This is a genomic window from Streptomyces sp. NPDC002868, from assembly GCF_055563295.1.
In genome coordinates, this window is the sequence record NZ_JBVHDR010000011.1 from 319,889 (window position 1) to 340,210 (window position 20,322).

28 protein-coding genes are annotated in these 20,322 nt (G+C 69.2%); 24 read left to right on the plus strand and 4 right to left on the minus strand.

Annotated features, from left to right (window positions below; all coding sequences use genetic code 11):
• Window positions 1–927 precede the first annotated feature (927 nt).
• Window positions 928–1,239, plus strand: coding sequence for a helix-turn-helix domain-containing protein (locus tag ACZ3H8_RS30000; RefSeq protein WP_467407251.1), 312 nt, complete (start codon window positions 928–930; stop codon window positions 1,237–1,239).
• 457 nt (window positions 1,240–1,696) lie between these two features.
• On the opposite strand, the gene ACZ3H8_RS30005 is transcribed toward ACZ3H8_RS30000, so the two are convergent.
• Window positions 1,697–2,464: a GntR family transcriptional regulator gene (locus tag ACZ3H8_RS30005; RefSeq protein WP_467407253.1), complete on the minus strand. Its 768-nt coding sequence runs from the start codon at window positions 2,462–2,464 to the stop codon at window positions 1,697–1,699.
• Between the two features lie 3 nt (window positions 2,465–2,467).
• Window positions 2,468–3,007, minus strand: a complete 540-nt coding sequence (locus ACZ3H8_RS30010) for a GntR family transcriptional regulator (RefSeq protein WP_467407254.1) — start codon at window positions 3,005–3,007, stop codon at window positions 2,468–2,470.
• Between the two features lie 305 nt (window positions 3,008–3,312).
• Between ACZ3H8_RS30010 and ACZ3H8_RS30015 the strand changes: the two genes are divergently transcribed.
• From ACZ3H8_RS30015 to ACZ3H8_RS30110, 20 genes are all read left to right on the plus strand, one after another.
• Window positions 3,313–3,621: a helix-turn-helix domain-containing protein gene (locus ACZ3H8_RS30015; RefSeq protein ID WP_467407255.1), complete on the plus strand. Its 309-nt coding sequence runs from the start codon at window positions 3,313–3,315 to the stop codon at window positions 3,619–3,621.
• 1 nt (window position 3,622) lies between these two features.
• Window positions 3,623–3,994, plus strand: coding sequence for a WhiB family transcriptional regulator (locus ACZ3H8_RS30020; RefSeq protein ID WP_467407257.1), 372 nt, complete (start codon window positions 3,623–3,625; stop codon window positions 3,992–3,994).
• Complete coding sequence (locus ACZ3H8_RS30025) at window positions 3,991–4,206, plus strand: hypothetical protein (RefSeq protein WP_467407258.1); 216 nt, start codon at window positions 3,991–3,993, stop codon at window positions 4,204–4,206. Before ACZ3H8_RS30020 ends, ACZ3H8_RS30025 begins: the two co-directional genes overlap by 4 nt.
• Window positions 4,203–5,450 carry a hypothetical protein gene (locus ACZ3H8_RS30030; RefSeq protein ID WP_467407259.1) on the plus strand — a complete coding sequence of 416 codons (1,248 nt, stop codon included), beginning with the start codon at window positions 4,203–4,205 and terminating at the stop codon, window positions 5,448–5,450. The genes ACZ3H8_RS30025 and ACZ3H8_RS30030 overlap by 4 nt, the downstream gene beginning before the upstream one ends.
• Before the next feature lie 55 nt (window positions 5,451–5,505).
• Complete coding sequence (locus tag ACZ3H8_RS30035) at window positions 5,506–6,060, plus strand: hypothetical protein (protein WP_467407261.1); 555 nt, start codon at window positions 5,506–5,508, stop codon at window positions 6,058–6,060.
• Window positions 6,061–6,158: 98 nt separating this feature from the next.
• On the plus strand, window positions 6,159–8,399 hold the full coding sequence (locus ACZ3H8_RS30040; protein WP_467407262.1) for a hypothetical protein: 2,241 nt from the start codon (window positions 6,159–6,161) through the stop codon (window positions 8,397–8,399).
• A 271-nt stretch (window positions 8,400–8,670) separates the two neighbouring features.
• The gene (locus tag ACZ3H8_RS30045) at window positions 8,671–9,081 is read left to right on the plus strand and encodes a hypothetical protein (protein ID WP_467407263.1); all 411 of its coding nucleotides are present in this window, start codon (window positions 8,671–8,673) and stop codon (window positions 9,079–9,081) included.
• A gap of 90 nt (window positions 9,082–9,171) precedes the next feature.
• Entirely contained in the window at window positions 9,172–9,771 is a 600-nt protein-coding gene (locus ACZ3H8_RS30050) for a DUF6197 family protein (protein ID WP_467407265.1), read from the plus strand.
• A complete protein-coding gene (locus tag ACZ3H8_RS30055; protein WP_467407266.1) occupies window positions 9,768–9,905 on the plus strand; it encodes a hypothetical protein in 138 nt (45 codons plus the stop codon). Before ACZ3H8_RS30050 ends, ACZ3H8_RS30055 begins: the two co-directional genes overlap by 4 nt.
• Window positions 9,906–9,917: 12 nt before the next feature.
• Window positions 9,918–10,232, plus strand: a complete 315-nt coding sequence (locus ACZ3H8_RS30060) for a DUF7739 domain-containing protein (RefSeq protein WP_467407267.1) — start codon at window positions 9,918–9,920, stop codon at window positions 10,230–10,232.
• Complete coding sequence (locus ACZ3H8_RS30065; RefSeq protein WP_467407269.1) at window positions 10,229–10,369, plus strand: hypothetical protein; 141 nt, start codon at window positions 10,229–10,231, stop codon at window positions 10,367–10,369. Before ACZ3H8_RS30060 ends, ACZ3H8_RS30065 begins: the two co-directional genes overlap by 4 nt.
• A 155-nt stretch (window positions 10,370–10,524) precedes the next feature.
• Window positions 10,525–11,130: a hypothetical protein gene (locus ACZ3H8_RS30070; RefSeq protein WP_467407270.1), complete on the plus strand. Its 606-nt coding sequence runs from the start codon at window positions 10,525–10,527 to the stop codon at window positions 11,128–11,130.
• Window positions 11,130–11,975 (plus strand): hypothetical protein, encoded by an 846-nt coding sequence (locus ACZ3H8_RS30075; RefSeq protein WP_467407272.1) that lies wholly within the window; start codon window positions 11,130–11,132, stop codon window positions 11,973–11,975. Before ACZ3H8_RS30070 ends, ACZ3H8_RS30075 begins: the two co-directional genes overlap by 1 nt.
• Window positions 11,976–12,149: 174 nt before the next feature.
• Entirely contained in the window at window positions 12,150–12,293 is a 144-nt protein-coding gene (locus tag ACZ3H8_RS30080; protein WP_467407273.1) for a hypothetical protein, read from the plus strand.
• Between the two features lie 6 nt (window positions 12,294–12,299).
• Entirely contained in the window at window positions 12,300–12,497 is a 198-nt protein-coding gene (locus ACZ3H8_RS30085) for a hypothetical protein (protein WP_467407274.1), read from the plus strand.
• Window positions 12,498–12,574: 77 nt separating this feature from the next.
• A complete protein-coding gene (locus ACZ3H8_RS30090) occupies window positions 12,575–12,796 on the plus strand; it encodes a hypothetical protein (RefSeq protein WP_467407276.1) in 222 nt (73 codons plus the stop codon).
• A 153-nt stretch (window positions 12,797–12,949) separates the two neighbouring features.
• Window positions 12,950–13,321: a hypothetical protein gene (locus tag ACZ3H8_RS30095; protein WP_467407277.1), complete on the plus strand. Its 372-nt coding sequence runs from the start codon at window positions 12,950–12,952 to the stop codon at window positions 13,319–13,321.
• The gene (locus ACZ3H8_RS30100; RefSeq protein ID WP_467407278.1) at window positions 13,318–13,470 is read left to right on the plus strand and encodes a hypothetical protein; all 153 of its coding nucleotides are present in this window, start codon (window positions 13,318–13,320) and stop codon (window positions 13,468–13,470) included. The genes ACZ3H8_RS30095 and ACZ3H8_RS30100 overlap by 4 nt, the downstream gene beginning before the upstream one ends.
• A complete protein-coding gene (locus tag ACZ3H8_RS30105; RefSeq protein ID WP_467407280.1) occupies window positions 13,467–14,084 on the plus strand; it encodes a bifunctional DNA primase/polymerase in 618 nt (205 codons plus the stop codon). Before ACZ3H8_RS30100 ends, ACZ3H8_RS30105 begins: the two co-directional genes overlap by 4 nt.
• Window positions 14,081–16,066, plus strand: coding sequence for a YfjI family protein (locus tag ACZ3H8_RS30110; RefSeq protein WP_467407281.1), 1,986 nt, complete (start codon window positions 14,081–14,083; stop codon window positions 16,064–16,066). Before ACZ3H8_RS30105 ends, ACZ3H8_RS30110 begins: the two co-directional genes overlap by 4 nt.
• A 340-nt stretch (window positions 16,067–16,406) precedes the next feature.
• Here ACZ3H8_RS30110 and ACZ3H8_RS30115 read toward each other — a convergent pair whose 3' ends face one another.
• The gene (locus ACZ3H8_RS30115; protein ID WP_467407283.1) at window positions 16,407–16,643 is read right to left on the minus strand and encodes a transposase; all 237 of its coding nucleotides are present in this window, start codon (window positions 16,641–16,643) and stop codon (window positions 16,407–16,409) included.
• A gap of 131 nt (window positions 16,644–16,774) precedes the next feature.
• Here ACZ3H8_RS30115 and ACZ3H8_RS30120 point away from each other — a divergent pair, with 131 nt between their 5' ends.
• Together ACZ3H8_RS30120 and ACZ3H8_RS30125 are read left to right on the plus strand one after the other, a co-directional pair.
• Window positions 16,775–17,299, plus strand: a complete 525-nt coding sequence (locus ACZ3H8_RS30120) for a hypothetical protein (RefSeq protein ID WP_467407284.1) — start codon at window positions 16,775–16,777, stop codon at window positions 17,297–17,299.
• A gap of 21 nt (window positions 17,300–17,320) precedes the next feature.
• On the plus strand, window positions 17,321–18,877 hold the full coding sequence (locus tag ACZ3H8_RS30125; protein ID WP_467407285.1) for an oxidoreductase: 1,557 nt from the start codon (window positions 17,321–17,323) through the stop codon (window positions 18,875–18,877).
• On the opposite strand, the gene ACZ3H8_RS30130 is transcribed toward ACZ3H8_RS30125, so the two are convergent.
• The gene (locus ACZ3H8_RS30130; RefSeq protein WP_467407287.1) at window positions 18,874–19,698 is read right to left on the minus strand and encodes an IS5 family transposase; all 825 of its coding nucleotides are present in this window, start codon (window positions 19,696–19,698) and stop codon (window positions 18,874–18,876) included. The two genes, ACZ3H8_RS30125 and ACZ3H8_RS30130, sit on opposite strands and share 4 nt — an antisense overlap.
• 154 nt (window positions 19,699–19,852) lie before the next feature.
• Between ACZ3H8_RS30130 and ACZ3H8_RS30135 the strand changes: the two genes are divergently transcribed.
• On the plus strand, window positions 19,853–20,322 hold a 470-nt coding region (locus ACZ3H8_RS30135; protein WP_467407288.1), incomplete at its 3' end, for a helix-turn-helix domain-containing protein.

Consider the following 20,322-nt stretch of genomic DNA (forward strand, 5'->3'; position numbering starts at 1 on the left):
GGATTCAGCCGGTCGCCCCGCCCCCGCAGCGCGCACGCTGAGTAACGCGGTATCGCTACTGGAGGCGCTCACCTCCGAAACCGTCAGCGATGTCAGCGAAAATCGCTGAGCTGGGGAAACGGTGTCAGCAAAAATGTCAGCGCTTGTCAGCGTTGTCAGCGGAATCGGGTCTTTTCGCTGACAACGCTGACGGTCGCTGACATTAATGCTGACTGCAAAAGACCTGCTCAGCGCTTTTCGCTGACATCGCTGACGGTTTGGCTGCTTCCTTCGCTGGATCCCGGCCGCCGATCACGAACAGTCACCCCTGAGGGCGTTGACGTAGCGGCTTCACCCGCTCGGTCAGGGCGCAGCACGGCATCGAAGCCGGGCACAGTGCAGGCCACGCGCTCGCCTCCCCGGATGCTGGGGGCCGGCGCTGTCGAGCTGGGCTGTCTCGCCCCTTGATTTTCGACTCATCTCTACCGGTGAACTGACCTTACTCATCGGTGCGCTTGAGGATTCTGCACAGCTAAATGCATGCGCTGCTTCCCCGACTCGGCAATCCCGATCGGCCAACTGATCGACCACATCGCCGAGCTGGTCGTGACCGCATGGCCTCCTTCAGCCCCGAGCGGGGGTGCAGGGGCATTGGGCACCTCCTGCACGAACCCGATCTTGCTCTGCTGCACCGGGCACGGGCCAAACGCACCTGACGTCTCCCAACCCTCGGCAGCGAGTTGTAAAGGCGACCTTCCCGCCTGGCAGGAAGTCGAGAAGAAAGATTCCCGCCCTGCGGGTAGTTCGACGCTCTCCGCCGTTCAGCGCTTGTAGACCCGGTCATCCTCAGGGATCAAGTACCGAGAAACCGGATCGCGAAGTGCTCCCGCGCCGCGCGAATCCCTCGCCGAGGCCCGAGACGTCACCCCTAAGTACGCAGGAGGACCGATGCACGACCAGGAAATTCAACCCGCTCCCGCTGTGAAACTGCAGCGCGTCAAGGGCGGCCGTAACCCCAATCGGCTCGCCGTCACCATCGCCGAGGCCGCTGAGCAGCTCGGCGTCAGCTACCAGACCCTGTGGCGGGCCATCAAGGACGGTGAGTTCCCGGGCATCAAGATCCGGGGGCGGATTCTCGTGCCCATCAAGGCCGTCGAGCGGCTGATGGACACGGTCTTGGACTCCGGGCAGCTCATCGACGTCGCCGACTGGACCGCCGCCTGGCGGGCCGAGAACTCCCCGGCTGCGGAGGTGAGCTGACATGGCTACCCCTCGACGTGACCGTCGTGCGAGGGAGCAAGGAGCTGGCCCCGGCTCAGGCCGACTGGCGGGGCCGCCAGGACGAACGCGGTCGAACAGCTCGGGGCATGGCGCCAGTCCTTCTCGCCAGCTTGATCAGCTCCGGCGGAGCCGAGTGTCAGGCGACAGGCATCAGGTCACGGTTCACTGCGCGAGCGGCGATGTGGGACTGAACCATCTCCGAGACCAGCCCTTCAGCGCGCAAGAAGTGGCGTACGGCTTCACCGGCGTGACGAAGCTGCACGTGGGCGCAGACGAGGTCCATGGCGAGACGGACCTGGCGCTCGATGGACAGGCGGGACACGTCGAGGGGCTCACCGATTTCAAGTGCTCCGCCAGCGCCGCCCGGGCCCACGGCGTTGGACGGCCGCTTGGCGTGCCGAGACGGTCGTTGCCCGGATGGTCTGAGATGGCCGGCTCAGTCGAGGTCGAGCGGGACGCGGTACAGCAACTCATGCAGGTGCGCGGCCTTCACCATGACCGTCGCCTCGATGGGCTTGGCGTTGTCCGAGTAGACGACGCGAAAGGTCCTGAGCACGGGCACCTCGGTCGGCAGCTCCAGGCCGACGAACTCTTCCTCGGTCGGGGGACGGCACGACACCCTGTCGACCATTTCTCGTGGTGGGTACCCCTTGTTGGTCAGAAGTGTGGGCGATCCGCCCTTGATCTTCTTGCGTTCGAGAAGAGCGGTGCCCTGGGCGATGTCCATGGGGTAGTACGACCAGACCAGTTCGGCCGGCTCCTCGTCCAAGAGCAGCAGACGCTCGCGCATCGCGGCTGTCTCACCTGGCTCAAGGCCGAGCGCATCACGGACTTGCGTCGGTGGCACGACCTCCGCAACGCGCAGGATGTTGTTGGTCCCTACCTTCGACTGCTTGGCGGCTTCCTTGATCCATACGTAAGGCTCGCCGTCCCGGGCCGGCGGCATCGTCGCGACGCTGTCGAAGGCCTGTTGCGGGCTGTCACGTACGAAGACACCGCGGCCGGATCGGCCAACGATGAAGCCCTCCGCTTTGAGCAGCCCAAGAGCACGCTGAATCGTCTGGCTGGACACTCCGTACTGCGTTACCAGGTCTTGAGTGATCGGCAGTTGCTGACCTGCTGCGAGATCGTCAGACATGATCTCGGCACGAATCTGTGCTGCGATTCTGTGATGCGCTGGACGTGTGTCCGTGTGCTTCGCCATGGATCAGCCGACCTTGGTCCGATAGGTGAGGCGATGACCACGCAGCATGGTCATCTGGGATACCTCCACAGGCTGTTGATCGGACGTGGCGCTGGTACGCGTGAGCACGAGCACCGGTTCGCCCTCGTCCAGGCAGAGCGCCTCGCGGACCTCCTGGCTGGGTATGTCCACCGTCACGTCCTCGCTGACCTCGCTGATCGTGAATCCGAGCTTGGCTACGAGGGTGACAGCGCCTCCAGGGATCTTGCGGGCCTCCGCAAGAGCTGTGCCCCGGGCAACGGCCGCCGGATAGTACGAGTCAGTCAGCTCCACAGGCTGATCATCCAGGTACATGATCCGTCGCCGCACAACAGCCGTTTCGCCGGCCTTGAGGCGCAAGGCCGCCGCGATCGACGGCGGTGGCTCCAGCTCGCGTACATCGACGATCCGCTGCGCACCACGACGTTGTTGGCGCTCCAACTCCTGACTCCAGGCATCGCTCTCCCCTGCACCACGCGGCGTCAGGTATGCGACCGAGTCGGACTCCCACCGGCGACCTGGCACGACTACCCCTTCGTTGGCCTGATTCCACGATAGCCGCCTACTCGCTTGGTGATTCTTTCAGCATGACCCTTGCTAGCTTGATGAGTATCTCACTAAGCTGCCAAGCATGCTCCAGGGCTTGCCCCTGATTGCACGCGGCATTCCGCTGCTCTGAATCCCTTGTCGACCAGCATCGATGCAGGTCGAGCCCGGGATCGGCCGCAGCAAACACAACGGCCTCGGCGAAGTCCGGCCCGTGGTGCACCACCACCACGAAGATCTTCGCCGAGGCCGACACCCACCCCCTGCTGAGACCAGGAGGCTCGATGCACGACCAGGCTAGCCAGTCGGCCGCCGCTGTGAAGCTGCAGCGCGTCAAGGGCGGCAACAACCCCACGCGCCTCGCCATCACCATCGCCGAGGCCGCCGAACAGCTCGGCGTCAGCTACCAGACCCTGTGGCGGGCGATCCGCGAGGGCGAGTTCCCCGGGATCAAGATCCGGGGTCGCATCCTCGTGCCGATCAAGGCGATCGAACTGCTGATGGAGTCCGTCACCAAGTCCGGGCAGCTCGTCGACGCGGCCGACTGGACGGCCGCTTGGCGTGCCGAGGCAGCCATCGCGGAGGTGGGCTGAGATGGCAGTCCCCCGCCGTGCCGCCGTACGCGTCTCAGCCACCTCGACGCCGATCAAGGACTCGCCCGACTGGCGAGCGGCCATGACGGAGAGGGTGGCCCGAACCGCGCCCCGGCTCAGTGAGGACATCGAGCGTCAGGCCGCGTGCGTCGGCTACGACACCGAGCTGTTCTTCCCGCACGAGTCCAACACCGCGCAGGTGGGCGCGGCCAAGGACGTCTGCCGTCGCTGCCCGGTCATTCGGACCTGTCTGATGCAGGCCCTGCGGAACGGCGATGACTTCGGCGTTCTCGGCGGCACGACACCGGCCGAACGGCGCGCCATTCTCCGTCGACTTGTCTCCCAGAAGCGCGACTTGGGGGCAGCGGCATGACGAAGCAGTACACGCCCTTCACGTTCGTTCAGCGGCACGGTGACCCGGCCAACTGGTCCAGCGTCGAGTTCGACAAGTGGCTGGAGACGTGCGACCGGACCCTGGCGATTCGCGCCGGGTTGGAGTGCATGGCCCAGTTCATCGCTGACAACCCCGGTGCGAGCACCCGGGAGGTCCTCGCTGCGTTCAAGCCCGAGGGGGGTGCGCGATGACGGTTACCGAGCTGCGCCCCGAGTCGGGCGAGACGTACACCGAGGCCGCGGAACTCAAGGCGCAGGCCGAGGCGGACGCCATTCGCATCCAGGCCGAAGCCGAGGCGGAGAAGCAGCGCATCGCCAACGCCCGCGCCGCGATGAAGCTCGAGGCCGAGAAGGCCACGCACGCCAAGCGTCTCGCGGAGCTGAAGGCCGCCGAGGCCAAGGCCGAGGCCGAGGCCGCGAAGGAGAAGGCGGACGCCGACGCCGAGGCGAAGGCAGAAGCCCACCGGATCGAGGAGCAGCATCGCACCGAGCGGACGTGGAAGTGGGGCGCCCGCGGCATCTACGCCGTCGGCCTCATCATCGCGGCCCCGATCCAGTTCCTCGCCTTCTGGGACGAGCGCCGGCCTTTCCTCATCGTCGCCCCGGCGCTGCTGGAGGGGCTGGCCCTGGTGCTTGCGTTCGGCGCGGCCTGGGCCGTCGCCCACCGCCGTGACGTGATGCCGTACCGCGTCGGCATCATGGTCGGCGCGCTGATCGCCGCGACCATCAACCTGTGGCACGGCCTGATCGACCCTGCAATCGGGCTCAACGCCGGAATGATCGGCGCGATCGCCTCGCTCGGTGGTCCGGTCGTGCTGATGGCGTACGAGCACGGCATCGCCCAGCGCCGCGACGGCATCCCCTCCTGGAGGGAGCGCCGCGACGCGGCGAAGGCAGCCGAGGCCGCCGCCGCCGAAGCGCAGCGCAGGGCAGACGAGAAGAAGGCCGCCGACGAGGCCAAGGCCGCCGAGAAGAAGGAAGCACAGGACCGCGCGCAGGCCGAGCAGCAGCGCAAGGACGCCGACCGCCAGCAGCGCCACCCCGAGGTGTGGGAGGTCGCCGAAGCGCTCCGCTCCGCCCGTGGTGCGGAGACCGTCACCGAGCAGATCTGGGCCGATGCCTGGTACCGCGTCACCGGCTCGAAGACGATCGGCGTCACGCCCGAGATCGAGGCCCGATCCAAGGCTGCGCAGGCCCGCATGAAGGCCGCTGTCGAGGGCCTGCTCGCGGACGGCGACGAGGACGCGTTGTCGCAGGTCGAATCCCAAAAGCAGCACCTGCGCGAGAAGGACCCGGACGCCGTCGACGGCCGCCGCTTCAACGGGGGCGTCCCTCCGCTGCGCAGGCCCGGCGACACCGCCCCCTACGCGGAGGGCGCGCGCCGCGAGATGAGCCACGAGGGCCGCCGCCACAAGGCCGAGCAGCCTGCCGACTGAGCACCGAGCACCACCCCGAACCGACCGCCGCACGAACTCCCCGAAGGGAACCGCCGTGAACCGCATCGTCCGAGTCATCGCCCTCTCCGGTGCCGCCGCCGCGACCGTCCTCGGCACCGCGACCGCCACCACCGCCGCCACCCCCGAGCAGGCGACCGCCGCCATCGAGGCCGCCGTCGACCGCGCCGCTGGCGCCCCGGTTTCCCTACCGTCCGGCAAGACCCTTCACGTCCGCGGACTCGACTCCGTCGCCTACCGTGCCGACGCCTCCCACCGCACTGCGGTCGACCAGCTCGCCGCCCCCGCCGACGTCAACAACACCGCCCCGCAGGGCGGTGTTGGTGCCCAGCTCCAGCAGCCCGGCTACAACCCGCAGCAGGTCCAGACCCAGGCGGGCAGCGGAGCCGTCCTCGGTACGGGCGCGGTCCTCGCCCTGGTCCTCGGCCTGGTCCTGTTCTTCGGCATCAAGAACGGCAGGGTCTCCAAGGGCTGGGCCTTCACCTCCATGGCCATGGGCGTCGTGCTCGCCGGAACGTTCGTCGGCCCGCTCGTCACCCAGCTCGGAGGCACTGGAGTGACGGCCTTCGGGAACATCTTCGGCGGCCTGTAGGGGCCCTGAGCAGGCAGTTAGCCAGCTCACCAGCAAGCCAGATAGCCAGGGGCGCGGGCACAGTCCGCGCCCCGCCCGGACCCGGGAAGGGACAGCCCATGGCCGTCGAGGTCAGCACCACCGAGCCCACCGAGGACGTCATTGACGTCGAAGAGGTCACCCGCGCCGAACAGCTCCGCAGCAAGGCCCGGGACCTGGTGGCCCGTCACCAGGCCAAGGCCCGCAAGGCGGCCGAGCAGCAGCGCGCCAACGTCGCCCGCCGGGTGAACGAATGGTTCACCAGCACCGATGTCACCGACGCCGAGCTCGCCGCCGAGATCGAACGCAAGCGCCGCCGTGAGCAGCACCAGGGCGAGCGCGAGCTCCGCGACCGCGTGCGGATGCTGCGCGAGCAGCTGCGGACCGCGGACGAGAACACCGCCCCGGCTCTGTCGGCTCAGCTCACCGCCGCCCAGACCCAGCTCCAGATCCGTCAGGACGAGGACGCCGACCGTATGAAGGTCTCCGGCCGCGACCTGGTACGGGCGCGCTGGATGAAGAGGGCCACCCGGATCGGTGTAGTCGGTGCCGGCACCTTCGCTTACCTCAACGGCGTCGCCGCCGAGCCGCTGCTCGCGCTCGTCTCGCTCGGTGCCGCACCCGTCGCCTGGCTCTACCTCGGGCGCGAGTTCGCCGCCGACGAGGCTCCCGTCGTCCCCGGGCAGGTCGGCCCCGAGGCCATGCCGGTCGCCAACAGTGCCGTGCCGGGTGCGCCGTTCGTGCCGGATGCGCTCGCCGCGATGGGCCGCGTCAGCCTGGTCAAGCCCGAGTCGGGCCGCGTCCAGGGGGAGAAGGACCTCGTCACGGCGCTCATCAAGGCCCGCATCATCACCGAGGCCCAGCGGGACGAGACCCACTTGGTCGGCGTCATCCAGCCGTCCGGCCCGGGATGGACCGCCACGGTCGAACTGCCGCGCGGCATCGAGGCGTCCGTCGCCGTTAGCCGGGTCGGGGAACTCGCGTCCGCGCTGAGGATCAAGAAGTCACGCATCGAGATCTCAGCAGACACCAGTGTCGACGGCCACGACGGACAGTTCGTGCTCTGGGTCGCCAACGAGGACAACCCCTACGGCACGGCCAAGCACCCGTCCGAGCTGATCGACGCCGACCGGTGGGACCTCTGGCACCAGGGGGTCCCGCTCGGAGCCGATGCTCGCCGCGAGCGCCACACGATGCACCTGCTGTGGTCGTCGCTGATGATCGGCGGCCTGATGGGCTACGGCAAGAGCTACATGGCCCGCCTGGTCGCGGCTGCGGCCGCGCTGGACCCGACCGTCCGCGTCATCGTCCTCACTGGCAAGACCGGCCCGGACTGGGCACCGCTGCGGCACATCGCCCACCAGTGGATCGCCGGGGCCACCCCGGACATCATCCGCCGCGTGCTCGGGGTGATGGAGCAGACCATCGGCGAGATGCAGGACCGGGGCACCGAGCTGGACCGCCTCTACGAGGAGAACCCCGACTCCGTTCCCGAAGGGAAGATCACGCCCGAGCTCGCGCAGAAGGGGATGGGTCCGGTGCTCCTGGTCGTCGACGAGCTCCAGGAGCTCCTGGACGGTGCCGCCCTGGTGCAGGTCCCCATCGAGGACGAGCCCGAGGGCGGTGGCCGCGCCAAGACCCGATCCGGCCGTGACCTCCTGGTCGAAGCCTTCGCCCGCTACGTCCGCGTCACCCGTTTCGTGGGCGGCATGGGCGTTTTCATCACCCAGCGCCCCTCCGCCGACTCGGTCCCGACCAAGCTCCGCGAGGTCTGTGCCAAGCGAGCGTCGTACCGGGTCAAGGGCGACAACAGCGCCAAGATGGTCCTCGGCGACGACGCGGTCGCCGCCGGCGCCTCTCCCCACCTGCTGACCGAGGCGTCCAAGGGAGTCGTCGTCCTGGACCAGGGCAGCGAGCAGGGCCACGTCACCCTCAAAGCCGACGTCATCGACCTCCCCGAGTTCCGCGAGATCTGCCTCCGCGGCCGCCAACTCCGCACCGACGCCGGGACCCTGACCGGCGACGCCCTGGAGTACGGCAAGGAGGACGCTGCCGCAGCAGCCGCCGCCCTGCTGTTGACCGACTGCCTCGCCGTACTCGATGCCGCCGGGATCGACCGCGCCCGCACCGAGCGGCTCCTGGAGCTGCTCGCCTACCACCACCCCGGCCGCTACGGCGAGACCACCAAGGCCCAGCTCCAAGCCCGGCTCCGCGACGCGGGCGCCGGCACCACCAAGAAGATCGGCGCGGTCGACGGCATGGCCAACGCCAACGGCTACACCCGCGAGCAGATCGCCACAGCGGTAAAAACCGGCAAATAACCTCAGACAGACCCGGTCTGAGCCCCAGCCACCCCGCGGTCAGTGCCCGCTTTCAACCGGTTTGGCCTACGGTCGCGCGCACACCGCAACCGGTCGCCCGACCACCCGGACCGCCCACGGGACCACCTGGCAAACCAGGAGAAAAGCACTGACCACCGGGGGGTGACCACCCCCAAGACCGCCCCACAAACCGGCACATACCGAAGAGGCGCTGCGTCCGCCTGGACAGCACCGGAGCGCCCCGCCCCAACTCCCGAGAAGGAGAACCGACATGTCGAAGGCGACCTACGAGCGGACCGTCCGCGACGCCAAGCGCGCGGGCTGCGAGCTGAAGAAGGGCGACCGCTTCTTCATCGTCATGAGCGTCGCCACCAACGTGGCGCCGTACGAGGACGACGGGTTGTACAGCGAGTACACCGTCACCGGCGATCACCCGCTCTTGGGCGGGGCGATGGTCGGCGGCCAGTCCGTCGAAGGCATCTGCCTGCGCTTCGGCCCGCTCTATACCGAGCAGCCGAGCGGGCTCCGCAACGTGGCCGCCCCCGGCCCGCAGGTCGCCGGTCCCCTGCCCAAGGGCAAGGAGTTCGACCGCAAGCTCACCGAACGCGAGATCGCCGACCTCGAACGGCAAGTCGAGCGCGCCGACTACGCCTCCGGCCGCGGCAAGCGCGGCTGGCTCTGACAGCAAACCGGGGCGCTCCCTCCGCCTGGACAGCACGGGAGCGCCCCAACCCCAACCCGCGACACACGAGCACGCAGGAGGTAGTACGAGATGACCACGGCCACCGCCGCCAGAGCAACCCAGCCCGCCGACATCGCGGTCGACGCCGACCGCCTGGTCGCCGAGATCGAGCAGTACCTCGCCGCCCGCACCCGGGCCACCGCCCACCCGCTCGTCACCAAGACCACAAGCGAGCTGGTCGCCGAAGCGCTCGCCGGACTCGACACCCCGCCTCCGGCTCCCGCCGGGACGGCCCCGCAGCTCACCGCACCCTCGGCACTGCTGCGCCGCCTGCCGGGCTGGGTGCTCTCCCTGCCGCTCATGCGGGCCTGGCACGGCGGGGGCCGCCCCATCACTGCCGCCGAACACCTCGAACTCACCGCGCTGATGATCGAGCGGTTCGGCTGGACCCGCGGCACCGAATGCGGCGAGCGCGGCCAGCGCTGCCTGATCGGCGCCCAGTACGCCCTGACCCGACTCGGCTACGGCGACATCGCCACCCTGCGCACCGCCAGCACGATCCTGCAGGACACCCTCGGGCACGCCGCCGGCTCCTACGTGGTCTGGAACGACCACCCGGCCCGCACCCGCGACCAGGTCCTCACCCTCGTGCGCACCGCGGCCGCCGCCGCCAGGAGGGCCGGGCGATGACCAAACAGCAGCAGAAGGCCGCCCACGCCGCTGAAGCCGCCCGCCGCGCCGAAGCCGCCCGTCAACGGGCCGAAGCCGAGCTGCGCCGCCACGGCAAGACCGGCCCCGTCCGCCCCCGCGCCACCGCCTCCTGAAGGACGACCGCCATGGGCATCAACGTCAGCCACGGCTCGGACCTGTACGGCGAGGAACGACGCTCCGCAACCACGGTCCACAACCTCGGCAAGCACCTCTGCAACGTGCTCTCCTCCGGCGATTGGGCCGCCATCCGGCACCTGTTCGACGGCTCGCTCCGCACCCCGGTCGCCGTCGACCCCAACGAGGCCCGCGTGATCGCCGCCATCCTCCGCCGCGGCGCTGCCGAATGGCGCATGCCCCGCGACTGGGAACAGGAGGCGGGCCTGTTCGCCGACGCCGCCGACCGCGCCTCCGACGCGGGCGAGCCCTGGATCTGGTCATGACTCGCTGCGAGTTCTGCGGCGAGGCCAAGCCGGACGTGTCGGTTCGCAGGGACCCGTTCGTCTGGGAGGTCCTCGATAGGGACTGGCGTGTGCCGATGTGCAACGAGTGCGAGCCAACCCGCTTCGACGACTCCTGACAGTTCCACCCGCGCCCATCCGTTTCGAGCTCAACCCTCCGGGTCGAACCGACAACAGAACACGGGGCGAGGCCGCCAGCCTCCTACAGCAACGGACTCGCCCCGCAGAACCCCTCAACCACCAAGCGGTGCGAAGGAGTACTCCCATAATGCCCGTGACCACCGAAAGCTGGACCCCAACCACACTCGCCCTCGTCGACGACGAGCACGACCGCCGCAACGCCTCCGACGGCCACTCCCGCTACGGCGCATACCTCAACCAGCGGCTGTCTCGGTTCCACGAGTACGACCAGCCCGAACAGCCGCTGCCCACCGCCGAGTTCGCCGCCGCAGCATGGAAGGTCGCGACCTCGCCGGTCATGTCACCCGGGTACGTCGAGATCCGGTCCGACCTCCGCGGCATCATCCCGACGTTCGACGAGGACGGCGACGGGCGGCTTCTCATCGACGTACACGTCCCGCTATATCACCAGGACCTGCGTGCGACCCGGGACATCCCGCTCGGCTGGCAGGACTGGGACACCGAGCGTCACTACCTCTCCTCGTACGCGACCCTGTTCGAGCCAGGCTCCAAGCGCCCCGCCCTGCTGACCACCACCGTCGTGCGCCTGGTGGCGGACACCAGCTGGGGCCTGCCCCCGCAGCAGCACACCCACGGCCACGGCCTGGTCGACGACGCCAAATGCACCGTCGCCGCTCTGGCCTCCGGTATCAACCAGCACGCGGGCCCGATCGTCGCCGCCCTTCGAGGTGAACGGTGATGCCCGCCCGCACTCTGCCCACCCACGGCACACGCAGTCGCTACAGCAACCACGGCTGCCGCTGCGAGACCTGCCGCACCGCGCACCGCGAGTACGAGCAGCGCCGCACCCGGCAGAAGGTGTACGGCACTTGGCAGCCGTATGTCGACGCCGAGCCCGCTCGCGGGCATGTCCGGGAGCTCATGGCTCGGGGCATGGGGTGGCGCCGGATCGCCGAGGTCTCCGGCGTCGCGACCGGCACGATCAACAAGCTGCTGTACGGCGTGCCCGGCAAGGGGCGCCCGCCCGCGCAGCGGATCCGCCGCGAGACCGCCGAGCGCCTCCTGGCCGTCGACTACTCCACGGAACTCCTCGCCGACGGCGCCTTCGTGGACGCCACCGGCACCTGGCGCCGCATCCGCGCCTTGGTCGCTGTCGGCTGGCCCAAGGTGCACATCGCGCGGGCCCTCGGCAACGTCGGCCAGGGCCTGCAGCTCCACGAGCGCCTGGTCCTCGCCTCCACCGCCCGCCGTATCGCCGAGTTGTACGACGCCTGGTGGGACGCCGACCCGACGGCGCACGGCGTACAGCCGGCGCAGGTCGGCCGTGCCCGCAGGTACGCGGCTTCCCGCGGCTGGGCTCCGCCGATGGCCTGGGACGACGACGCGCTCGACGACCCCGGGGCCCAGCCGCACAAGGATGTACGTCGCACGATCTCATCCGCCGAACGGCGCGAAGAGATCGAGCACTTGGCGTCGTTCGGCACCTCGAGCGACGAGATCGCCAAGCGTGTCGGCCTCAGCCCCGACTACGTACGCGGTCTCCTTGGCGGCTGGGCCAGCCCGGCGCGCAACAAGGCCGCGTGATGGCCGGCGGGCTCCCGGTCTTCGACTGGAACCAGGCCGACCGACGCGCCTACGCCGCCAGCTCGCCGCCGAGCGGCTGAGGCCCGGCGGGCCTGTCGCGGCCCGACTGGTCTGGCGCAAGGGCAAGCGCGAGGCCCACCTCTACCTACGCCGCAGGCCAAGCCGAAGCGCGTCATGACCTGGCTCCAGATAGAGGCCCTCGCCAAGGCCCAGGCCGCCCGCCGCTTCTGCCCCGACTGCCGCCGCGACGTCGGCTACTGCCTGCCCCGTCGCTACGGCCACTGCCTCGACTGCCACACAGATTCCGAAAGGAGCTGAACCACCGTGAAGAAGCCCCTCGGACAGCCCGTCGAAACCGGCGAGTTGAACGGCTACACCGTCGCCCTCACCGCCGAGGACTACCGCCGCACCACTTCCTTCTGGTGGCACGCCTGGTCTCCCTCCGGCTCGTACGCGGGCCAGTCCAACAACGAGGACCTGCTCGCCCTCCTCATCGCCCGCCACCGCCTCGACCACGCCTGAACCCTCGACGCCCCTCCCGGCGCGACGTCCACCCCGCGCCGGGAGGTCGGCCACACCCCACAAGGAGAACTCCATCCATGACCGGACCCGAGCACTACCGCGAGGCCGAAAAGCTCCTCGACCACGCCTGCGGCATCGAGGACCGCGGTTCCACCGAGAATCTGTTCCTGCTCGCCGAGGCCCAGGTGCACGCCACCCTCGCGCTCGCCGCGGCCACCGCCATAAGCGGCTCGACATCCGGCGGCATGCCCCTCGCCAGCTACAACGCATGGCACCACATCGCCGGGGTGCCGTCGTGACCACCTGGCGCACCAGGCGCCTGGCCGCCTCCACCTCCACAACACCGGCCTCGCCCCCGAGACCGCTCGCATCGTCATCGCCGACATCGTGCACGTGGGCGGCGGTCAGCCCGTGGACGGCTCCTGGCCGGTCACCGAGCAGAGGAGCACCTGATGCCCATCCGCCCCGAGATGCGGACCCGCTACCCCCGCAACTGGCCGCAGATCAGCCGTCCCATCCGCTTCGAGCGTGCGGGCGGGCGCTGCGAATGCGACGGCCGCTGCGGTCGTCGCCACGTCGGCCGCTGCCCATCTGTCCAAGGCGGGCCCCACCCGGTCACGGGCTCGCTGGTCGTCCTCACCGTCGCCCACGTCGACGACATCCCCGAGCACTGCGCCGCCGACAACCTCGCCGCCATGTGCCAGGCCCGCCACCTCGCGTACGACGCCGCCCTGCACGCCAGGACCGCGGCCCGGACTCGCGCCGCCCGGCTCGTCGCCCCTGACCAGACAGCCATCCCCCTCGCAGAAGGAGACCCCGCGTGAAGATCCGAATCATGGCCACCGACGACGAGGCCGCCGAGCTTGTCGAGCGCCTCCGCCAGGTCGTCACCGTCGTCGAGGAATCCGAGCCGTACCTGAACCGCCGCAGTGACAGCGCCCTCGTCCGCGTCTACGTAGAGGTGCGGCTGTGACCGCTCACCGCACCCAGGAGTGGGAAGACCTGGAGGCCGCCGCTCTGGCTGCGGCCTCCCGCGGCTGGCACGTCTTCCCGCTGCAGGTCGTCGGCCTTGCTCCGGCCGTACGGGACTGGCACGACCGCGCCACCACCGATCCCGAGCGCATCCGTCGCTGTTGGGGCGCCGGCGCCTTCGGCGTCGGGATCGTGCCCTGCCCCTCCGGTCTCGTCGTGCTCGACCTGGTCCCGCCCACTCGCGGCCTCCGCCCACGGCCCGAATGGGATCTGCCCGGGGTCGTCGACGGGACCGACGCTCTGGCCGTCCTCGCCGAGCGCCATGGGGCCGTCTACCCCACGGAGACGTACACCGTTCGCACCCCCTTCGGCGGCACCCACCTCTACTTCACTCACCCCGAGGGGACCTGCCCACCCGCCACCCACGGGCCGAGCAGCCCGCTCGGCTGGCACATCAGCCTGCGCACCGCCGGCTCGTACGTCGCAGCCGCGGGCAACCCGACGCGCTGGGGCAACTTCACCGCCACTCACGCCGCCGTCCCTGCTCCGCTGCCCACATGGCTGGCCGACCTGATGGCGCCCCACCGCACCACCGCACTGAGAGGAGCGGCGTGAGCACGCCCGAACGCGCCCCCACCGACAATGTCTTCCCCCTGACCGAGCCGTCCCACGACGCCGACGCCGAGCGATCGGTACTCGGCGCCGTCATGATCGACGTAGGGCTCCTCCCCACGATCGAAGCCGAACTCGGGGAGGACCCATCTGTCTTCTACCGCCCCGCCCACGAGACGATCTGGCGCGCGATCCTGGACCTCGCCGCCGGGGGATACCAGCCCGACCCGATCATCCTCGCCGATGTCTTGCGCAAGTCCGGCAACCTGGAACGCATCGGCGGAGCCAGCTACCTCCACACGTGCTACGACGCCCCACCGACGGCCTTCAACGGCCCGTACTACGCAAAGATCGTGCGCGAGCTGGCCAACGAACGAAAGCTCACGCAGCTCGGCACTCGCCTCACCCAGGCCCGGCACGCCTCCGGCCTCGAACGTGACCAGCTCATCGCCGACGCTCGCACCGTCCTCGACAGCACGACTGTCGAGGAGAGCTGGCCCACCCCCGCCCCTCTTGGTGAACACGTCGCCCTCCCCACCTTCCCCGTCGACGCTCTCCCAGCCTGGGTGGCCGAACAGGTGGCCGCGGTTGCCGAGTTCACGCAGACACCACCGGACATGGCGGCCACCATGGCTCTCGCCGCCCTGTCCACCGCCGCCGGCGGGCGCGTCCACGTCCAGATCCGCGACGGCTGGGTCGAGCAGACCAACCTGTTCCTCGTCGTCGCGATGCCCCCGGCCTCCCGCAAGTCCGACGTCTTCGCCCCCATGACCCGACCGATCTACGACATCGAAGCGGCCATGCAGGAAGAGGCTCGGCCTACCATTATCGAGGCCGAGGTTGCCAAGGAAGCCGCGGATGCCCGCGCCGAGTCCATCCTGGCCAAGGCCCGCAAGGCCGACGACGCCCTCGCCTCGAACTCCCTGGTAGCCGAAGCCGCAGGCCTGCGCATGGAGGCCGACGCCATCGTCGTGCCGCCCAAGCCCCGCCTCACCGCCTCCGGTGACGTCACCCCGGAGACCCTGACCAAGCTCCTGGCCACCCACGGCCGCATCGGCGTGCTCTCCCCGGAGGGCGACCTCTTCGACATCATCGCGGGCCGCTACAGCAAGCAACCCAACCTCGGTGTCTTCCTACAGGGCCACAAGGGCGAGCGCCTGCAGACCGAGCGCATCACTCGCGACGCCGACCTCAGTGAGAAGCCTGCCCTCACCATCGGCATCACCCTGCAGCCGCCCGTCCTGATGGACCTCGCCCAGACCCCGGGCGCCCGCGGCCGAGGCCTCCTGGCCCGCTTCCTGTTCTCCCTCCCCGCCTCAACGCTCGGGTACCGCAAGGTGGTTGTGCCTCCGGTCCCGGACAAGACGGCGCGGACGTACGAATCCCGTCTCACCACGCTCGTCCACACCCTCACCGACCTCCCCGAGCCGGTCACCATCAAGTGCTCGCCCGCTGCCGACCAGGCCATCATCAAGCTGCAGGAAGACATCGAGCCCAAGCTCCGCCCCGACGGTGCCCTGGCCCACATCGACGACTGGGCCGGTAAGTACGTGGGCGCGGTCGCCCGCATCGCCGGCCTGCTCCACCTCGGCGACCACATCACCGGCCGCTGGGGCCAGTCCATCGAGGCCGCCACGGTCGAGCGCGCCATCGCCATCGGCGACTACTACACCGCCCACGCGCTCGCGGCCTTCGACCTGATGACGACCGAGCCCGTCGTCGATGACGCGTACACCGTGCTGCAGTGGCTCGTCCGCTTCGGCCAGACCCAGTTCAAGGCCAAGGACGTCGTCGCAGGCTCCAGGCGGTTCAAGACGGTCGCATCCGTGGGGCCGGCTCTGACGACACTCGAAGAGCACGGTTTCGTGCGCGGAATCCACGCGGAGCGCAACGGCTCCAGGGGCCGCCAGCCAGCGGTTACGTATCGCGTCCACCCGGAGGTCACAGCCCTTCGACGCTCCGAAGCCGTCAGCGAAGATCGCTGAGCAGGCGAATCAGCAGCACGCGATTCGGTAATGCGTGGTCGCATCCACGCCAACCAATCCTGTCGGGGCGTGCGCGAGGACGGGTCGGGGCAGCCTTCCCGCTGCCGATCGCCGGGAGGGCAGGGCTTTGGGAAAGAACTCTCGCAAGCGCAAGACCGTGCACCGATCCCGCAAGCCGCCGAAGGCACGGGCAGCACAAGCGACCGGAGCGTCAAGATCGGTGTCGGGCCCGGTGCTGCCCATGCTGAGCAAGGAGACGCTGTTCGCTCCGCTGCTCCACATGCCGCCGGACATCCTGCCTGAGCTTGTTCCGGTTTGACGGACACCATTGGTGTGGTGGTCAGGCCGCGAGCGCAGCCAACTCCTCCCGTTCACTGCTGGTCAGGCCATCGCGTTCGCCCGCGTCGACCTCGGCCTGGCTGACCCACAGCCGGACCGCGGTCTCGGTCAGATCGAAGTCCTTGGCGATCTGACCGACCGAGCGGTCACCGCGCCGGCACAGCTCAACGATCTCGGCCTTGAACTCCGGCGTGAACGAACGGCGACGCCGAGGCTTCTTCTTCCCCATGCCCTCCATGATGGACATCCTTCCGGGGCAGAACCCCTGATCTCGGATGTCCGTCAAAGCGGATCAAGCCCAGCCGCTCTACGCTGCGGCGATGCATCTGCGGTACATAGCCGGGGGCCAGCCAGCCAGCCCGCTCGTGTGTGGCCACCAGCTACCAACTCGCCGCCGCACTGCGGCACCTCGGGTTTCACGCTGAGCTCGTGGGGGTCTGCGCCAGCGTCTACAGCACGAACAGCGCCGGCGGCACCCAGGTAAAGGTGACGGACGTCGGCGTGTGGGACAAGGTTCCGCACATCAGCGACGACGGCCTTTACAACGGTCATGTCGTGGTCTGGAGCGAGTCCTTCGGTCGCCTGGTCGACATAACAATCGGCCAGGATGACACGCTGTTCCGCGCAGCGAAGAGGGACTCCAACCTCACGCTCCCCCTCGTGGCCCCCATCGAAGACTTCGAGCGATTCTCCGCCGGGGCCGCTGCGGTCCACAGGAAGCCGTTCCTGATCAGCTACATGGCCTTCCCCGAGCAGACAGACACTTTGGCCCCTTTCTGGGAAGACGACTCCATCAGGGGGCAGCTCGATCGGGGAGGGCTCTCGCTGGCCCAGGCCGCACTTAGAACCTCTAACAGAGCGGGCCGCACGCAGTGGGGCACGGCGAGCACGTAGGAAGATCACTACTCTGCATGAGTGCTCTCATACGACGAGTTGACTTCACCAGAGCGTGAGCTGTGGGACGCGTTCCCCGAGGGACGCCGTGTGGACCTGCGCATGGGTGTGCCCGAGGACGACCGTGTCGCCGAGGGTGGGCGGTGGGGCCCCGGGCGGACGGTTCGGGCCGCCGTGATCGTGGCGCTCGTCCTGGGCGCGAACACCGCGCAGCCAGGCGTCGTCGCGTGCCTGAGGCTCGCCGGGGCGCGGATATCCGGGCACCTCAACCTGGCCGGCGCGCAGGTCGCTCACGCCCTCTGGCTCGAGGACTGCTGGTTCGAGGAGGGCGTGGACCTCTCTGGTGCGTCGACCCAGTCGATTGCGATCGTGGGCAGCCGAGTGCCGGGCGTGGAAGCCGGCTTGATCCGTATCGAGGGGCGCCTCGACCTGCGGCGCTCTCGCCTGGAAAGCGGCTCTGCCTCGCCTTTGCACCGCAGGGTCACCGCCTTGTCGCTCATCAACGCCCACGTGAGCGGCGCCGTGAACCTCAGCGGCGCCGAGATCACCGCACCCGAGGAATGGGCGGTGTCCGCTGGCGGACTCGTCGCGGAGGGCGGCGTCTACTGCGTGGACGGATTCGTCGCGCACGGTGAAGTCCGTCTCATGGGGGCCCACTTGCCAGGCGGACTGCACATGCGGGGCGCACTACTGGAACGCCCCGGCCAGCGTGGGGTGGCGCTCGCCCTGGACAACGCCGTGGCCTCGACGCTCGACTTCTCCGACGGGTTCATCGCGAACGGGACCGTACGGCTGCGGGGTGTTCGGATCTCGGACAACCTGAACTTTGAAGGAGCCGTCCTGAACGGGCCGCCCGACGGCCACGGCCCGTCATTGGTCGCCCTGCTGATGCAGGCCGTCGACTTCGACTTCACCCTCGCCCGGCCACCGTCCGGCACCGTGGACCTGCGGGGCGCGCATGTGTCCTACCTCCACGACAGCGACCAAAGCTGGCCGGCCATGGTGGAGCTGGACGGCTTCGTCTACGGCTCCATCAAGGTGGACGAGGCAGGCGAGCGGCGGGAGGCAGTGGCGCGGCGGGACTCCGTGGCCCGCCGCGTGGCGTGGATACGACGCGGCCCGGGCTACAACCCCCAGCCCTATGAGCAGTTGGCGAGCTGGTACCGGAAGGCCGGCCACGACGACGACGCCCGCCGCGTACTCCTGGCCAAACAGCGCCACCGGCGTCAAACTCTGCTCCCGGCCGCGCGCGTGTGGGGGCACCTGCTCGACGTGACCGTCGGCTATGGCTACCGCCCCTGGCTGGCCGGCATCTGGCTCCTCGCACTGACCTTGCTGGGCACGCTGTCCTTCGGCACTCACTCCCCCACCCCGGTCAAACAAGGCGAAGGCGCCCCGTTCCAGCCCCTCGTCTACACACTCGACCTCTTGGTCCCCATCGGTGGTCTGGGCCAGCGCACGGCCTGGTACTGGTCGAACGACAGCCTCCAGTGGCTGGCCTACCTGCTGATTGCCTTCGGCTGGGTGCTGACGACTGCGGTCATCGCGGGTGTCACCCGCACCCTGCAGAAGAGTTAGCGGTCGACGACAGCTGAGTTCAGGCGGCGCCAGCAGAGCAGTGCGCATCCGAGGGTGAGGAAGGCCTCGTGGATGTCGTCGCGTATCTCCCAGCGGATCCGCAGGCGGCGGAACCAGTGCAGGTGGGCGAACGCGCGCTCGACGACCCAGCGTTGGGTGCCAAGTCCGGAGCCGTGCTCGGTGCCCCGGCGGGCGATCAGTGGCTTCACACCGAGACTCCAGACCAGACGGCGGTACTTGTCGTGGTCGTAGCCGCGGTCGCCCAGCACCACGGTGGGGCGGCGACGGGGCCGGCCGCGCTTGCCCCGTACCGGCGGGATCGCCTCCAGCAGTGGGATCAGTTGGGTGACGTCGTTGCGGTTGCCGCCGGTCAGGGTGGCGGCCAGCGGGATGCCGGTGGCGTCGGTGATCAGGTGGTGTTTGCAGCCCGTCCTGCCCCGGTCGACGGGGCTTCGTCCGGTCTTGGAGCCCCCTTTCAACGCCCGGATGTGGGAGCCGTCGACGGCCGCCCGGGAGAAGTCCAGGGCATCCACACTGCGCAGCTTGACCAGGAGGACCTCGTGCAGCCGGGGCCACACACCGGCCTCGGTCCACTCGGCCAGCCGGCGCCAGCAGGTCATGCCCGAGCCGAAGCCGAGTTCCTGCGGCAGGTGTTCCCAGGCGATCCCGGTGCGCAGGACGAACAGGATGCCCTGGAACACCAGCCGGTCCGGATGCCGCTTGCGCCCGGGGTGCCGGGCCCGACGCTCGACCTTGGGTAGCAGTGGCTCGATCACCGCCCACAGCTCGTCGTCGACTTCCCATGGCTTCGGCCGAGCCACCCCGCACCCCCAGATCATCCGTCCCGGAGCGATCAAGCACCCTGAAGATCATTTTGTTAGGAGTTCTTACGACCTCGTGCATGGTTAGCGGTGACGGTGGTCGGGCTGGGTCGTTGGGCTGTTTGTGGTGGGGGTTGAGGCACGTAGGTTGATCATGTCGGAGCGTCGAGTCACGGGAGTTTCGGCGGCCGTGATCGCCGATCTGGTGGCGGAGTTGGGGCCGGTGTGGCAGGCCCGAAGAGATGCCGAACTGGCTGATCGTCCGCGTCGCCGAGCCGTCGGTGCGGGTGCGAAGTACAAGCTGGTCTTCGTCGACCGGCTCCTGGCCACCCTCGTCCACCTTCGGCACGGCGTCACACACGACGTCCTTGCCTGCTGGTTTCAGGTCGACCGGTCGACGATCACGCGTGCGGTCGGGGAAATCCGGCCTCTCCTCGCCGACCGCGGCTGCCGCATCGAGGGTGGACTGCGGCTGCGAACTCTTGCTGACGTCATCGCTCATCTCGGTGCCACCGGCCAGACAGCGTTGATGGACGCCACCGAGATCAGGGTCCGCAGGCCCTCCGCACACCGCGGCGGACGCAGCCGCTTCATCTCCGGCAAGAGCCGCATCAACGCGATGAA

What these genes read in the sequence shown, in the direction of transcription:
- ACZ3H8_RS30030 (WP_467407259.1), top strand. Translation starts at nt 4,203, where the DNA reads ATGACGGTTACCGAGCTGCGCCCCGAGTCGGGCGAGACGTACACCGAG.
- ACZ3H8_RS30095 (WP_467407277.1), top strand. Translation starts at nt 12,950, where the DNA reads ATGCCCATCCGCCCCGAGATGCGGACCCGCTACCCCCGCAACTGGCCG.
- ACZ3H8_RS30055 (WP_467407266.1), top strand. Translation starts at nt 9,768, where the DNA reads ATGACCAAACAGCAGCAGAAGGCCGCCCACGCCGCTGAAGCCGCCCGC.
- ACZ3H8_RS30090 (WP_467407276.1), top strand. Translation starts at nt 12,575, where the DNA reads ATGACCGGACCCGAGCACTACCGCGAGGCCGAAAAGCTCCTCGACCAC.
- ACZ3H8_RS30045 (WP_467407263.1), top strand. Translation starts at nt 8,671, where the DNA reads ATGTCGAAGGCGACCTACGAGCGGACCGTCCGCGACGCCAAGCGCGCG.
- ACZ3H8_RS30080 (WP_467407273.1), top strand. Translation starts at nt 12,150, where the DNA reads ATGACCTGGCTCCAGATAGAGGCCCTCGCCAAGGCCCAGGCCGCCCGC.
- ACZ3H8_RS30060 (WP_467407267.1), top strand. Translation starts at nt 9,918, where the DNA reads ATGGGCATCAACGTCAGCCACGGCTCGGACCTGTACGGCGAGGAACGA.
- ACZ3H8_RS30065 (WP_467407269.1), top strand. Translation starts at nt 10,229, where the DNA reads ATGACTCGCTGCGAGTTCTGCGGCGAGGCCAAGCCGGACGTGTCGGTT.
- ACZ3H8_RS30000 (WP_467407251.1), top strand. Translation starts at nt 928, where the DNA reads ATGCACGACCAGGAAATTCAACCCGCTCCCGCTGTGAAACTGCAGCGC.
- ACZ3H8_RS30015 (WP_467407255.1), top strand. Translation starts at nt 3,313, where the DNA reads ATGCACGACCAGGCTAGCCAGTCGGCCGCCGCTGTGAAGCTGCAGCGC.
- ACZ3H8_RS30050 (WP_467407265.1), top strand. Translation starts at nt 9,172, where the DNA reads ATGACCACGGCCACCGCCGCCAGAGCAACCCAGCCCGCCGACATCGCG.
- ACZ3H8_RS30115 (WP_467407283.1), bottom strand. Translation starts at nt 16,643, where the DNA reads ATGGAGGGCATGGGGAAGAAGAAGCCTCGGCGTCGCCGTTCGTTCACG.
- ACZ3H8_RS30025 (WP_467407258.1), top strand. Translation starts at nt 3,991, where the DNA reads ATGACGAAGCAGTACACGCCCTTCACGTTCGTTCAGCGGCACGGTGAC.
- ACZ3H8_RS30075 (WP_467407272.1), top strand. Translation starts at nt 11,130, where the DNA reads ATGCCCGCCCGCACTCTGCCCACCCACGGCACACGCAGTCGCTACAGC.
- ACZ3H8_RS30005 (WP_467407253.1), bottom strand. Translation starts at nt 2,464, where the DNA reads ATGGCGAAGCACACGGACACACGTCCAGCGCATCACAGAATCGCAGCA.
- ACZ3H8_RS30020 (WP_467407257.1), top strand. Translation starts at nt 3,623, where the DNA reads ATGGCAGTCCCCCGCCGTGCCGCCGTACGCGTCTCAGCCACCTCGACG.
- ACZ3H8_RS30040 (WP_467407262.1), top strand. Translation starts at nt 6,159, where the DNA reads ATGGCCGTCGAGGTCAGCACCACCGAGCCCACCGAGGACGTCATTGAC.